13 protein-coding genes are annotated in these 15,454 nt (G+C 37.6%); 5 read left to right on the plus strand and 8 right to left on the minus strand.

Annotated features, from left to right (window positions below):
* Positions 1-4: 4 nt before the first annotated feature.
* From secA to IGJ34_RS10135, 6 genes are all read right to left on the minus strand, one after another.
* Positions 5-2,536 (minus strand): preprotein translocase subunit SecA, encoded by a 2,532-nt coding sequence (secA, locus tag IGJ34_RS10110; RefSeq protein WP_111247350.1) that lies wholly within the window; start codon positions 2,534-2,536, stop codon positions 5-7.
* A 260-nt stretch (positions 2,537-2,796) separates the two neighbouring features.
* Positions 2,797-3,348, minus strand: a complete 552-nt coding sequence (hpf, locus tag IGJ34_RS10115) for a ribosome hibernation-promoting factor, HPF/YfiA family (protein WP_430597385.1) — start codon at positions 3,346-3,348, stop codon at positions 2,797-2,799.
* A 137-nt stretch (positions 3,349-3,485) separates the two neighbouring features.
* Positions 3,486-4,052, minus strand: coding sequence for a ComF family protein (locus IGJ34_RS10120; protein WP_430597386.1), 567 nt, complete (start codon positions 4,050-4,052; stop codon positions 3,486-3,488).
* 109 nt (positions 4,053-4,161) lie between these two features.
* Entirely contained in the window at positions 4,162-5,490 is a 1,329-nt protein-coding gene (locus IGJ34_RS10125) for a DEAD/DEAH box helicase (RefSeq protein ID WP_430597387.1), read from the minus strand.
* A gap of 243 nt (positions 5,491-5,733) precedes the next feature.
* Entirely contained in the window at positions 5,734-6,057 is a 324-nt protein-coding gene (locus IGJ34_RS10130) for a PTS sugar transporter subunit IIB (protein ID WP_069655581.1), read from the minus strand.
* 121 nt (positions 6,058-6,178) lie between these two features.
* Positions 6,179-6,466 carry a DUF7662 domain-containing protein gene (locus tag IGJ34_RS10135; protein ID WP_069655580.1) on the minus strand — a complete coding sequence of 96 codons (288 nt, stop codon included), beginning with the start codon at positions 6,464-6,466 and terminating at the stop codon, positions 6,179-6,181.
* Positions 6,467-6,662: 196 nt separating this feature from the next.
* Here IGJ34_RS10135 and IGJ34_RS10140 point away from each other — a divergent pair, with 196 nt between their 5' ends.
* From IGJ34_RS10140 to IGJ34_RS10155, 4 genes are all read left to right on the plus strand, one after another.
* Entirely contained in the window at positions 6,663-7,322 is a 660-nt protein-coding gene (locus IGJ34_RS10140; protein WP_430597388.1) for a YigZ family protein, read from the plus strand.
* Entirely contained in the window at positions 7,312-7,548 is a 237-nt protein-coding gene (locus tag IGJ34_RS10145) for a DUF2829 domain-containing protein (protein ID WP_069655578.1), read from the plus strand. The genes IGJ34_RS10140 and IGJ34_RS10145 overlap by 11 nt, the downstream gene beginning before the upstream one ends.
* 206 nt (positions 7,549-7,754) lie before the next feature.
* Positions 7,755-8,519: a 3-oxoacyl-ACP reductase gene (locus IGJ34_RS10150; protein WP_430597389.1), complete on the plus strand. Its 765-nt coding sequence runs from the start codon at positions 7,755-7,757 to the stop codon at positions 8,517-8,519.
* A 193-nt stretch (positions 8,520-8,712) separates the two neighbouring features.
* Positions 8,713-9,219 (plus strand): QueT transporter family protein, encoded by a 507-nt coding sequence (locus tag IGJ34_RS10155; RefSeq protein ID WP_069655576.1) that lies wholly within the window; start codon positions 8,713-8,715, stop codon positions 9,217-9,219.
* Positions 9,220-9,287: 68 nt separating this feature from the next.
* Here the strand turns inward: IGJ34_RS10155 and IGJ34_RS10160 are convergent, their stop codons facing one another.
* Complete coding sequence (locus tag IGJ34_RS10160; RefSeq protein WP_069655575.1) at positions 9,288-9,995, minus strand: GntR family transcriptional regulator; 708 nt, start codon at positions 9,993-9,995, stop codon at positions 9,288-9,290.
* A gap of 353 nt (positions 9,996-10,348) precedes the next feature.
* Complete coding sequence (locus tag IGJ34_RS10165) at positions 10,349-14,596, minus strand: acyl-CoA dehydratase activase-related protein (RefSeq protein ID WP_430597390.1); 4,248 nt, start codon at positions 14,594-14,596, stop codon at positions 10,349-10,351.
* A 191-nt stretch (positions 14,597-14,787) separates the two neighbouring features.
* On the opposite strand from IGJ34_RS10165, the gene IGJ34_RS10170 reads away from it, so the two are divergent.
* On the plus strand, positions 14,788-15,396 hold the full coding sequence (locus tag IGJ34_RS10170) for a TetR/AcrR family transcriptional regulator (protein WP_069655573.1): 609 nt from the start codon (positions 14,788-14,790) through the stop codon (positions 15,394-15,396).
* Positions 15,397-15,454: the final 58 nt, after the last annotated feature.

Genomic DNA, 15,454 nt, shown 5'->3' on the forward strand with positions numbered 1-15,454 from the left:
CTTGTTATTGATCTTTACCGTGGCAATTTTTGTATTTTTTGCCACTCCCACATGGACAAGGATCGTTACGGCCTATTTTTTCGTCAACATGAATAGGTTGCTTCTTAGCACTTGTGTTACTTTGAGGCTCATCTTCTTCTGTTGGATGAACAGCTTCACCTTGTGCAACTTGTTCACGTTGCACATTTTGACGGATTTCAGATTTCATAAATAGACGCGTTACTTCGTATTCAATGGCTCCAATCATTTCTTCAAACATATTGTAGCCTTCTGTTTGATATTCAACTAATGGATTATTTTGTCCATACGCACGTAAGCCCACAGACTGACGTAATTGATCCATCGCATCGATGTGATCTGTCCATTTTGTATCTACAACACGTAATATGACAACTTTTTGGAATTCTAGAATTTGTTCTGGCCCATTTAATTGTTCTACTTTGACATCATAGACTTCTTGAGCACGTTTCACTAAGTAATCTTTGATATCTTCTGGTGACTTCCCTTCTAAATCTGCTTTAGAAATAGAATCTTCATGAACCAATGTAGAAGAAGCAAAATCAACAATTCCATCAAGATTCCAATTTTCTTTTTCTAATTGTGTATGGCTGTCTACCACACGTGTGATCGTACGTTTCACCATATTTAGTAATGTATCAGTCAATTCTTTATCTTCCATTATAACTTCTTGGCGTTGTGCATAAATCACTTCACGTTGCTCACGCATTACATCATCATATTGCAAGACATTCTTACGTGTATCATAGTTATTCCCTTCAACACGTTTTTGCGCTGACTCTACTTGCTTGCTTAACATTCTACTTTGGATCACTGCATCTGATTCTTCAATATTCATACGATCCAAGAACGCTTTGATTCTTTCTGAACCAAAACGTTTCATCAAATCATCTTCAAGTGATAGATAGAATTGAGAAACCCCTGGATCCCCTTGACGACCTGCACGCCCACGCAATTGATTATCGATACGGCGTGATTCATGACGTTCTGTACCAATCACAGCTAAACCGCCGAGTTCAATAACGCCTAGACCAAGCTTGATATCAGTACCACGACCAGCCATGTTGGTCGCAATCGTTACCGCTCCTTTTTGACCAGCATTCATGATGATTTCAGCTTCTTTAAAGTGATTTTTCGCATTTAACACTTCATGCGGCACTTTTTCTTGATTTAATAACTCTGATAATAATTCAGACGTTTCAACAGCTACAGTACCAACTAAAACGGGTTGACCATTATGGTAACGTTCTTTGATGTCTTGAACTACTGCTTTAAATTTACTTTGTAGTGTTGGGTATAATAAATCCGCACGGTCATCACGAACGATTGGACGGTTTGTTGGAATTTGGAAAACCTGAATGTTATAAATTTCACGGAATTCTTCTTCTTCTGTTTTAGCAGTCCCCGTCATCCCAGCTAATTTTTTGTACATACGGAAATAGTTTTGGAATGTGATTGTTGCCATTGTTTTTGTTTCATCTTCGATTTCTACGCCTTCTTTAGCTTCAATCGCTTGGTGTAACCCATCTGAATAACGACGACCATCCATGATACGACCAGTAAATTGGTCAACAATCAAGACTTTCCCTTCTTGAACCACATAATCGATATCACGTAACATGATAAAGTTCGCACGTAGGGCTTGATCCATATGATGTGTCAAGGCTGTATTTTCAATATCATAAAGATTTTCTAAACCAAAGTTTTCTTCTGCTTTTTCAATACCTGCTTCGGTTAAACTAATTGTTTTAGATTGAACATCGATTTTGTAGTCTTCGTCTTCTTTTAGACGTTTAACAAAATTATCCGTACGTGTATAAAGTGCTGTTGATTTTTCTGCTTGTCCAGAAATAATCAGCGGCGTACGAGCTTCATCGATCAAGATTGAATCGACCTCATCTACGATTGCATAATTCAATGGACGTTGTACCATTTGATTACGATAAACAACCATGTTATCACGTAAGTAATCAAACCCTAATTCATTATTAGTACTGTAGGTAATGTCGCAGTTGTAAGCATCACGTTTTTCTTCTGATGTTTTTGAGTTGATATTCAGTCCGACTGTTAAGCCTAAGAAATTATACAATTCGCCCATCTCGTCAGAGTCACGGGTTGCTAAATATTCATTGACTGTTACTACATGAACCCCTTCGCCAGTCAATGCATTTAAGTAAACTGGCATTGTAGCAGTCAACGTCTTCCCTTCACCCGTTCTCATTTCTGGGATGTTCCCATCATGTAAGACAATACCACCCATTAATTGAACGCGGTACGGATATAATCCTAAGACGCGTTTTGCTGCTTCACGAACTACCGCAAAAGCTTCTGGTAATAATTGATCTAGTGTTTCACCTTTTTGGTAACGAGATTTGAACTCATCTGTCTTTGCCTTTAATTCTTCATCGCTCAATGCTGCAATAGCTGAAGCATGAGATTCCACTTGACCAGCAATTCCGTCCAAGCGTTTTAGTTCTTTTTTATCATTTTCAATCATCTTTTTTAAAAAATTAGCCATGTTTTTAAGTGTTCCTTTCAATAAGCTCTATTTATTTTTTGCACTAAATGCACAATCATCCTTTCTATTTTATCACTAGTTGCTAAGAAAGGAAATAACTTCTCTTAATATTAATAATATATTATATCACTTTTTATGTACATATTCTAAAAATAAGGAAAAGAGACTTCGGCAAAACGTATGCCGTCTTGCTTCAGTCTCTTCCAAATCGAATAGTTTAAAATAATCGACCTTTGATAACCTTGTTAAATCAAAGGGACTTAATCTGTTTCAATTAAACCATATTTGCCATCTTTACGACGGTAAACAATACTGGTTCCATTTGTTTCTGAATCTTCAAAGATAAAGAAGTTGTGTCCTAACATATTCATTTGTAAAACAGCTTCTTCACTATCCATTGGTTTTAATGAAAGACGTTTTGTACGAACGATGTCTAATTCTGGCGTTTCGTCTGGTGTTTCTTCACCATTTAAGAAAATAGCTGCTTTAGCAGTATTCATCCCAGTTTCACGAGATTTACGGTTAATTTTTGTTTTAAATTTACGAATTTGTCGTTCTAATTTATCTACAACTAAATCAACACTTGCATATAAATCAGGTGATGTTTCTTCAGCACGTAAAACTAAATAAGGTAGAGGAATAGTAACCTCGACTTTTGCTGTCTTTTCAGTATAGACTTTTAAGTTAACATGAACAGTCGCTTCAGGTGAATCACTGAAATAACGTTTTAGTTTACCAACTTTTTTCTCTACATAGTCTCGGATTGCTTCAGTAACTTCGATGTTTTCTCCACGCACATTGTATCTAAACATAACGATTACCCCTTTCATCTGCCACTAAAGAAGGAATAAAAGGACCACTCTGTTATCCTTCTTCTTAATTCTATTATAACGAATTATATTCCTTTTGCCAACCAAATTGCGGTCGATTTTTTATTTTAATTGTTCTGCTATCTCGCGATAGAAAACGTATACAGTTTTGAAGGATCATTTTCCAAAATAACCTGTGCAGCATGAAAAATCGTCCGACCTGTTGTATAAATATCATCCACTAAAAGGATGTCTTTATTTAGGACAGCTTTTTGCCCTTCTAGCGTCAGTTTGAAAGGTTGTTTTAACGCCATTCGTTCTTTCCTTGTTTTTTGCACTTGCGATAAGCTATCTGCAAAACGAACAAGATAGGGCTGATAACAGATATTCGCTGCATCCAATAAGCCTTCAACTTGATTGAAGCCCCTACTCTTCATTCGTTCAGTTGAAATCGGCATCGGGATCACCAAAAAGTTCTTTTTTTGCTTGAAGTATGTCTGCAAAAATTCCCTAAAACTATATCTAAGTCCATAATTCCCTTTAAATTTGTATTCTTCAAACCATTCTTGCATCGCTGGATTGTATGAAAAAAGGGCTTCATGATGAAAATCATACTTCGGATAAAGCTGTTGCCATCTTATGCAATCATTGCAGTATGTATTGTTAGACCGACGTTGACATCCATAACAGCTTCCTTTTCTTTCCAATAATATGAATTCTTTGACACACTGGGAACACAGTTGTTCTGACACTATTTTTTGTGGCAAAAAAATTTCCTTGATTGTTAAATTTCTGGTGATCCTTTGACTACAATAATTACATCTCATCAATCAAGCCCCTCTCGATACCTAATGTATTCATTTTTTTGATCTGCTTTATCGCTTCTTTCATTGCCTTCGTACAGCCGTCATGCAAGAACCAGACTTCCCCAGCAGTGTATTCTTTTCTTCGGTCGACTCTACCAGCAATTTGAACAAGAGCTGATGTTGCAAAAACATCATGATTTGCTCCTAAAACAATCACCGAAACACCATCAAACGTCACGCCTCTTTCTAATATAGTGGACGTCAATAGAATTCGATATTCCTTGTTTCTCATCTTTAGAACTTTTTCTAATCGCTCTGGGTCCTGTGAATGAACGCATGCTAATGGTACTTCTGGAAAATGCTTTTCAACAGCTTCCTTCAACTTTTCCATTAAAGAAATACTTGGACAAAAAATCAGGACATCATTTTTTGTCACTAATGTGCGAATTTTCGTTACAAGGGTTCTAGGACTGTTCCCTTTCTTTATTTTCTCATGCCACTTAGAACACCATTTCAATTTTGGGACCGGCAAGACTCTTCGATGATAGCGCGCTGGTAAAATGCTCGTTTTTAATTTATTTTGAGCTGTTTTTTTTGTTAATTCTTTGGTTGGCGTTGCAGTGAGATAAACAAGTGAACTAGTTTGCTTGATTGCTTGACCGACACCGTATTGTAAAAGTTCGTTATCGACAAAAGGAAAAGCATCTACTTCATCGATGATCAATACATCAAATGCTTGAAAAAAACGTAATAGTTGGTGGGTTGTGCATACTACAAGCTTAGTATAGCGATACTGTTCTTCCATCTTTCCATGAAGAAGAATCGTTGGCTCCTCTGGAAAAACAGCCTGTATTCTAGGGAAAAGTTCCAGACAAACATCTACTCTAGGCGAGGCAATCCCAACGCGAAAGCCGTGTTCTAAAGAATAGTGGATCGTTTCAAACAACATCTCGGTCTTTCCAGCACCGGTAACCGCCCAGATCATTCTAGATTCACCTTTCTTCACCGATTCTAAAAGATCATTGGATACTGCTTGTTGCCCTTCAGTGAGTTGCCCTTCCCAAGCAAAATTGACCGTTCTCTTAACTGGGTTTGGTTCAGGTAAATGATAAAACTCATGACTAGTATCTACTCTGCCTAATTGAATGCACGCTGGGCAAAAATAATGACGATTCGCCAGTTGGACTGTGTTCTTATTGTGAATCTGACCACAGCGTAAACATTGAATAGTTTTTTCATTCACATCTTGCATTGTCACCAGCTTTTGGCTCTGTCGTTCAGCTTGTTCGATATGTTCAATTTCTTTTTTTAAAACTTTTCTCCCCCATAACTCTTTCATTTATCCCCTCCATTGTTAACTTACGCAATTTTAACGGACTATTTTTTCTTGTTTCAACTTTTTAAGTCGTTATCTAGGACATCATGAAAAAAGCGACTCATTCTTTTCCCAAAAATAAGTCGCTTTTTATTTAGTTAAATGAGTTGCTTAGTCAGATGAAGAAAATGAAATTGACATTCAATTCGAGTAAAAAACAAAACAAGTGAGTCAAAACTTAAAACAAGTCTTGGCTCACTTATTGTACTAGTTATTTTCAATTAGATTCAATGCTTGTTGTAAAACTTTTTCCCCGTTCATCATGCCATAATCTGCCATATTGATTACTTCTAAAGGAATGCCTTTTGGTTCCAAACGTTTCTCAAAATCATTTTTCATAAAGCGAACTTGTGGGCCTAATAATAACACATCCACGGGCTTACTTTCTAGGTTGTTATCTGCATCAGAAGCAGAAACTGCAAATATATCTGCATCCAAACCTTGTGCATCTGCTGCTTTTTGCATCTTTGTTACGAGTAAGCTTGTACTCATACCAGCTGAACATACAAGCATAATTGTTTTTTTAGCCATGTTAGCCATCTCCTTATTCTAATGATAATATAATACTGTTTATATTCTCTTTACCCATAGTATAGTAAAAAACTGAATTTTGTCAACGCTTCCCGCTTATGAGTTATTCTGATTTTGCAATTTAAAAAAGCCACTTAGATTTCAGTAATTTATTAAAAACTACGTATTCTTTTCCAATATTGACTTGTACAACTTGATAACTAGCATTGAGCCAACCATATGCACCTTTTTCAGGATGTTTGTGATCATTTGCCCACCAATCGACATCTGTGCGTGCCGTTTTAGGAAGTCCTGAATGTGGGAAAAGTAACTCGTCAAACTGAGTAAACGTTAAAGTTACTTGTGACCCGCCATTGGTTGTTAAATAATGGGTAACGCTATCATATTTCTTTTGACGCTCTTTTGCCAAATCAGTCACTCCTTCTTTCTTTTTATAGCTTTATTTACCAGGAACTAGCTTTACTATATTCCCTCTCTTTTTAATGATTATCTCATAAAAGTTTAAAGAAGCAAATGATGGTCTCTTCTCTATTTTGTAGAGAATAGTTGCTTCTCTCCTTTATTTTTTTTATACTTGAAGTATTATGTAGTAAAGGACTGAGCAGATGCTTGATCGTTATTTTACCATTCGCTCTGACGGGGAAAGTGAAATCGAGATAAAAAAATCTCGTTTTATCTGCTCTCTTAAACGAGTCTATTCAGAAGCGGAAGCCAAAGAATTTATTGCTCAAAAGAAAAAAGAGCATTGGAAAGCCACTCATAATTGCAGCGCGTTTGTGATCGGTGAAAAAAGCGAGATTCAGCGTAGTAATGATGATGGTGAACCTAGTGGAACAGCCGGAACCCCTATGCTAGAAGTTTTAAAAAAACAGGAATTGATCAATGTCGTCGCTGTTGTCACTCGTTATTTCGGTGGTACTAAACTTGGCGCTGGCGGGTTGATTCGGGCATATAGTCATGCAGTTTCTCATGCCTTGAATGCTATTGGATTGGTTGAAGGAAAATTACAGCTAGAAATTCGTTTAACAATCAGTTATCCTAACCTAGGTAGCGTTCAAAACTTTATGGAGCACAATCCATATACTCTAAAAGACACGATTTACGGAGAACATGTTGAGGTGATTTGCTTGGTAGATGAGGCAAGATCCGAGCAATTTTTGTCAGAAATCGTGGAGCTATTAAACGGACAAGTCACTTTTGAAGAAGGCGAATGTTCTTATCATGAATTACCAATTATAAAAAAGGAGCAAACAGATGACATTTGAAGAAGTATTACCTCATATAAAAAACGGGGCAAAAGCGGTAAGAGAAGGTTGGGGCGGGTTTGAATTGTACATTGAGATCAGGGATGAGATTGGCACATCGGATGGTACATTTCTTCAAGTGACTCCCTATTTTTTGATCAAAACATCCGACGAGGGATATAGTATGTTTTCACCAACGCCATGTGACGTTTTGGCAGAAGACTGGAAAATCGTCAGCGTTGATTAAAGATTCTATAAAAAAGTCTGGGACAAAAGCTTATTTTCGAAGCCTTCAAATCTTAGTGCTTTAGCACTTAGAATTTGATGTGATCGAAGCGAAGCGTAGTGATTGCTTCTACTCCCACCGTTTATTCGCATATGGGGTGTGAAACAAAAGTGATTTTACTTTTGTCCCACACCCTTTCTTATAGCATCAAGAAAAGAGGGCCATGGATGCATTTCGATGAATATAGAAAAAAAACGATTTTTATAACTGGCGCAGCTTCTGGTATAGGACAAGCACAAGCCGTTGCTTTTGCAAATCAAGGAGCCAATGTATTAGGCTTCGATCTTGATCAGATTGGCTTAGCTGCAACAATAGAAAAAACAACTGATGTTACTGGACAATTTTCTGCTTACATTGGCGATGTTTCCGAAAAAAGGGATATCGCGGCTGCAGTTAAACAAGCAAACAGCTTATTTGGTCCTATCCATATCTTACTGAATACTGCTGGTATTTTGGATGACTATACACCGACTTTGGAAATAACAGAAGCTATGTGGGATCGCGTATTATCGATCAACTTAAAAGGAACTTTTTTAGTGACCAACCAAATTTTACCGCAAATGTTAGCAGAAAAACACGGCGTAATCATCAATATGGCTTCGATTGCTGGTATGGTTGCAGGTGGTGGCGGAGCAGCCTATACTGCCTCAAAACACGCTATTATCGGCTATACTAAACAATTGGATCATGACTACGTGAAACAAGGTATTCGCGCAAATGCGATTGCTCCTGGTGCAATTCAAACCCCCATGAATGCCGCTGATTTTGCTGGTGATGGAAAAATGGCGGCTTGGGTTGCGAACGAAACGCCAGCTGGACGTTGGGCTAAACCGGAGGAAGTTGCTTCGTTATCCCTTTTTCTGGCAAGCGAGCAAGCAGATTATATTCATGGAACCGTCATGACAATCGATGGTGGTTGGTTGGAAAAATAATCTACTGAAATGATCATAACTGCTTTACAAATGCTCTGATTTTCGATACCATAAAAAGCAGTCAAGCAGTTTTTACAAGCTAGCTTCACCAGTTTCAACACTATGACACTTCAGTTGGCAGTATTCTCTTGTCACTTCCTTTGGTCATAGTTATTACTAAAACAGAGCATCTGTTTTACAAAGGAGAACACAAATGAATAATCCAAACACCCAGACTAACGCCTGGTCTGTCATTTCTTTGACAAAAATGGCTTTGATCACGGCACTCTATGTCGTTGTCACAATTTTTTTAGCGCCTTTTAGTTTTGGTGCTATTCAACTCAGATTCTCAGAACTATTTAACTTTTTGCCACTGTTCAACAAACGGTACATTCCAGCCGTAACATTAGGGGTAGCCATCTCAAACATTGCTTCACCTTTGGGTTTAGTTGATGTCATCATCGGCAGTGTATCAACATTTTTTGTATTGCTTTTATCTTACTATGTAACAAAACAGTTAAAAAGCCCTATCAAGAAAATGGTTTTAACAGCAATTATTTGTTCACTTTCGATGTTTACGGTTGCTGGACAATTGACCTATTTTTATCATCTTCCGTTTTTCTACACATGGCTAACAGTTGCAATCGGTGAATTACTGTCTATGACGGTTGGCGGCATTTTGATTTATTGGATCAGTAAAAATATTGATTTAACACAATAAAAAAAGGGAAATGACTGTTGACGACTCTTCACTAAAGATGAGACGACATGATTCATTTCCTTTTTTGTTTATTTTTCTAAATAAAATTCAAAACGGTTCCCTACATATTGTGTTCGTACATATTCAAACGGTGTACCGTTGTCAAAATAAGAGATTTGACGTAAACGAAGAATTGCATCACCACGTTTTATTTTTAAATAATCTGCAATTTGTTCTGAAGCTAACATCGCCGAAATGGTCTGATTCGCATGACCAATTTTATTGTTGCCTTTTTCTTCTAGCGTTTTATAAAAAGAATTTGTGATTTCCGCTTTGCTATATTGATCTACTAACGAGTATGGCACACTCGCAACCTCAAAACAAATCGGCAAATCATCCGCAAACCGAATCCGCTCCATGCGTACGATTTGTTCATTTTCTTTCAGATTTAATTTTTCCATCTCGCTAGAACTTGGTTTAGCTACATAATAGGAAACAGTCCGGCTGGAAGGGACCCGATTTTGCGAAAGCATGATATCTGTAAAACTGGTTGTTCCCGTCATTTTTTCTTGTACTTTTTTGCGGGCAACATAGGTTCCTGAACCGATTTTACGTTCCAAAATCCCCTCATCTGCAAGTGTTTGAATCGCTTGCCTCAACGTCATTCGACTGACGTTGAAATGGATCGCCAGCTCTCGTTCTGATGGAAGCCTGTCTCCAATCTTCCAAACACCATGTTCAATGTCCTCTTTAATTTTATCGTGGATTTGAATATAAACCGGTAAACTTGACACCATCTTACTTCCTCCTTTTTATTCCCTTTCATTATAACTGGTATATACCTCATATACAACCAAAAGTTCCAACTATAGCAAATGAAAGAGTCAAAGATACAATTTGGTATGCTCCAGTCGAAAAAAAATGTTCTTTCCAATAAAGAACGATTTTAGGCTCCTCTTTATTGTATACCGAAGTATGAACAAAAAGAAACAAAATTGAATACTAGTAGAAACTTCCATTTGAGGTTATCCTTACAGAAAAGGAAAATGTGAGTGGGAGATAACATTTCGCGCTATCTCTCACTCACAAAGAATTTGTCTAAATCATGGAAGCAGAATGCTTGGCAATGCTCCAATTCATTCAAATTATTTTATGAATGAACGTTTTCTTCTTCCATCATCTTATTAGCTGTTGCCATCATCAAACGAATTCGATTCAGTTGATTCACTAATGATACGCCCGGATCATAATCGATTGGTGCAATGTTGGCTTTAGGGTATTGTCGTCGCAACTCTTTCGTTACACCTTTTCCCACAACGTGGTTCGGTAAGCATCCAAAAGGCTGCATACACACGATGTTATTCACGTCCGATTTTAGCAACTCTATCATTTCTCCAGTCAAGAACCACCCTTCACCAGTATGATTTCCGATTGACAGAATCTTCCCTGCTTCTTCAGCTAACTCATGAATAGAGCTCAGCCCCTCAAAACGTTTGGAATTTCTCAATGCTTTGTCCATCGGTTTTTCCACATATTCAATGATCCGAATTGCAAATTGAGCTAAGGTTTTACTTTGTTTAGACATGCCCATATTGTCGTATTTCCAAATTTGATTGTATAATGAATAATTCATAAATCCAACAATATCCGGCACAACCGCTTCTGCTCCTTCAGCTTCAAGCAAACGAACGATATCATTATTCGCTGTAGGCGAATATTTTACTAAGATTTCACCAACGATTCCCACTTTAGGTTTCTTGACTTCATTCAATGGGATTTCATCGAATTCTTTGATGATTTTTTTCATATTTCGATTGAATAAGGTCAATGAACCATTACGGACATTCTTTTCGATTTGTTTTAACCATTTAGCGTGAAGGGCGTCAACCATGCCGACTTGTGTTTCATAAGGACGTGTGCGATAAACGACTCGTTCAAATAAATCCCCGTACAAAAAGGCTACAGCTACACGTTTCAACATTGGTAATGTAAATTTAAAGCCAGGATTAGACTCAACACCTTTGTTTCCCATCGAAACAGAAACCACAGGGACTTGCGGAAAGCCTGCATCATTCAGGGCTTTTCTCAACAATGGGATATAATTAGTTGCTCGACAACCGCCGCCTGTTTGTGTCATCATAACACTGACATGATCCAAATCGTACTCCCCGCTTTCTAGCGCTTCAACTAATTGACCAATCGAAATAATTGCCGGATAGCAGGCATCGTTATTCACATATTTCAGACCGACATTTACAGCTTCTCGATCATCTGCGGGTAAACAAACAACATTATAACCAGAAGCTTGTAAAGCGACATCTACTAAACCAGATTGATGAATCGGACTGAGCATTGGTAATAATAGCGTATGCGTTTTTTTCATTTCTTTCGTAAAGATGATTTTTTCTGGTTCCTCGTGTTGAAGTTTTGGTTCGAAATTCATTTTTTCTCTCTCCCCAACAGCTGCTTTTAGGGAACGTAAACGAATACGAATCGCGCCTAAATTCGATCCTTCATCAATTTTCAAAACAGTATAGATTTTTCCATATTGATCCATGATTTCTTCTACCTGATCCGTTGTAACTGCATCTAAACCACAACCAAATGAATTTAACTGAACGAGTTCAAGATTCTTCGATTTCGCTACCACTCGAGCTGCAGCATACAAGCGTGAATGATACACCCATTGATTCACAACACGTAAATTTCCGACATCACTTAAATGAGAAACACAATCTTCGGTCAATACATGGAACCCTTCTTGTGTAATCACATCCGCAATACCATGATTGATTTCTGGATCTAGGTGATATGGGCGACCAGATAAAACAATTCCCTTTTCCCCTTTTTGATTCAGCATTATCAGTGTTTCTTCCCCTTTGTTACGGATAGCTTCTTTGAAAGAATCTAGCTCTTCATAGCCGTGACGCAATGCTTGTGTAATTTGTTCTTCTGATATTCCTAGGTCTGCAAAGGTTTCGCTCAAAACCTTTGCAACAGATTGTTCATTTGCTAAATTAATATACGGGTTACGATAATCAACTTTCCCATCGCGAATATCATCTACATTGTTACGAATAACATCAGGATAGCTTTGTACGATTGGACAGTTAAAATGATTGTCTGCTTCGGCTGATTCTTGCCGTTCAAAAACGACCCCTGGGTAAAAGATCATTGGTATGTTTGAATCGATCAAAGCTTGAATATGACCATGCGTAATTTTGGCTGGATAACAAGCTGTATCACTCGGAATGGTCTCCATTCCTTTTTCATAAAGTTCTTTATTTGAACGTGGTGATAACTCTACCCGAAATCCAAGATCTGTAAAGAACGTATGCCATAACGGATAATTTTCATACATATTTAAAACACGAGGAATGCCAATTCTGCCATGAATAGCATCTTTTTCTTTTAACGGACGATATTTAAAAAGTTTACGGTATTTATAGTCAACCAAATTGACTCTACGATCTTCTCTTTTTACTTTGATTCTAGCGCCACGTTCACAACGATTTCCAGTCACAAATTGGCGTCCGTCAGAAAAAATCGTCACAGTCATCATGCAGTTATTTTCACACAAGCCACAATGCGTAAACTCTTTATCTGCGGTAAACGTATCCAACTCTTCAAGACCAAGGATCGTTGTTTCCTGTCCTAATTCGTAGTTTTCTAATGCAATCAAAGCAGCCCCATACGCGCCCATCAAACCTGCAATAGAAGGACGGACAACTTCGCGTTCGCTGATCAGTTCAAAGGCTCGCAAAACAGCTTCGTTATAAAACGTTCCACCTTGGCAAACGATTTTCTTTCCTAATTCTTCTGGACGTCGAACTTTGATTACTTTGTAAATCGCATTTTTGATTACGGAGTATGATAATCCCGCAGAAATATCCCCAACAGAAGCGCCTTCTTTTTGAACTTGTTTGACTTTTGAATTCATGAACACCGTACAACGAGAGCCTAAATCAACGGGTGCTTTAGAACTTAGCGCTTCAAGTGCAAAGTCTTTTACATCAAAGTTCAATGATTTGGCAAACGTTTCAATAAACGAACCACAACCTGAAGAACACGCTTCATTCAATTGGATCGAGGACAACACACCATCTTTAATGGTCATCGCCTTCATATCTTGACCGCCGATATCTAAAATAAAATCAACACCTGGTTGAAAATGATCTGCCGCTTTGTAATGAGCCATAGTCTCGACTTCTCCGATATCAACTTTCAACGCATTTTTAATTAAATGTTCACCGTATCCGGTCACAGCAGATTTTCCAACAAAGACATCTTTTGGTAATTGTTGGTATAATTCTTTCAATACTTTCATGGTCGTTTCTAGAGGCTGTCCTTGATTATTTCCGTAAAATGAAAATAATAAGTTTCCTTCTTCATCGATCAACGTAACTTTTGTCGTTGTAGATCCTGCATCGATTCCTAAAAAGGCAACACCATGATGATCAGCTAACGCTTTTTCTTGCGCTTTTGCTTGATCATGACGTACTCTAAATTCTTTTAGCTCTGCTTCATCTTGAAATAATGGTTCTAATGTATCGGTTGGTTTTAATTGTTCTTGGTCTCCTTTTGTCAGACGGTGGATTAAATCTGTTAAGCTAGTTGATTTAGCCCCTTCCGAATAAATGGCGGCGCCCATCGCTACAAATAGTTGCGGATTTTCTGGAAAAATAATATTTTCTGGTTTCACATCTAAGGTTTCAATGAATCGTTTTCTAAGTTCAGACATGAAGAAGAGAGGACCACCTAAAAAGGCGATTTTCCCTTTGATTTTTCGTCCTGCTGCAAGTCCTGCAATTGTTTGATTGACTACTGCTTGAAAAATACTGGCTGAAATGTCCTCTTTAGCGGCTCCTTCGTTGATCAAAGGTTGAACATCTGTCTTGGCAAAAACACCGCATCTTGATGCGATCGGGTATATCGTTTGATAGTTTTTAGCTAGTTCATTCACGCCATTCGCATCTGTTTTTAGCAACACAGCCATTTGGTCAATAAAAGCTCCCGTTCCACCAGCACAGCTCCCATTCATCCGCTGTTCTAATGCTCCTTCAAAAAAGGTGATTTTTGCATCTTCACCACCTAGTTCAATCGCTACATCGGTTTCTGGAATGATTTCCTCTACTGTTTTCGTACAGGCGATCACTTCTTGAACAAATGAAATGTTTAAAACATCTGCCAACCCCATGCCACCAGATCCTGTGATAGTCATGGTAATCGGCGTTTCTTCACCCAATTCAGTCATCGCTTCATTCAATACTTTTTCGGTTGCTGCTTTTACATCTGAGTAATGTCGTTCATATTTAGCAAATTTGGTATGATTTTCTTCGTCAATAATTACCAATTTCACAGTTGTCGAACCGACGTCTATTCCTGCTCTTAATGTCATATGTGTTATCTCCTTAAATTTCATACCCTTTTATTCGCAACACTTTGTTGATTATCCTACAAGGTGTCTGATATAATACTTATGTATATTTTAGGAAGATTCTAATGGAATTGCAACAAGCAAAACACCCAAATTTGTGAGATAAACAACAAACTTTCAACTATTGTTGATTATTTCGAAAGGAATTTTTTATGTCAAAGAAAACCGACCTTCGGGTAATGCGAACACACAAAATGATTATTGAAGCGTTCATTCATTTAGTAGATGAAAAAGGATATGACTGTATAACGATCCAAGACATTGCAGATGAAGCCATGATCAATCGCGCGACTTTCTATGCTCATTTCAAAGACAAACAAGACCTTTATGAACAAATTTTTGATTTTGCAATCAATGCCTTCACCTCTGTTATCGATGCAGAACAGCTTATTGTCAGCAACCGGATAAAAGTCAAACAAATTGAAGCCCTACTGACAACTATTTATATTAACATTCAAAAAAATAAAACATTCTTTTTAACAATCATGGATGGTAGTTCAAATGAGTTATTACGGAAGAAGTTAGCAGATATTATTTACGAAAAATACGCAGATATTTTTTCTAAGCTAAAAATCACGGAAAATGAGATTGAAGTACCGATTGATTTCATCATTGAATATATGACGTCAATCTTTACAGGAACGCTTCATTGGTGGATCACAAGTGACACAGACATGTCTCCTAATCATTTAGCTAGACTTGTTATTAAATTAGTTGGAAACGGCCACCTGACTGTTTTAGGGCTTGAGATTGATAAATAGTTTTCAGCCAAAGTAAAATAGCCTAGAACAACACACAAACGAGGTTGTTCCAGGCTAT

The sequence above is a fragment of the Enterococcus sp. AZ177 genome (assembly GCF_050544585.1).
Lineage (GTDB): Bacteria > Bacillota > Bacilli > Lactobacillales > Enterococcaceae > Enterococcus_L > Enterococcus_L plantarum.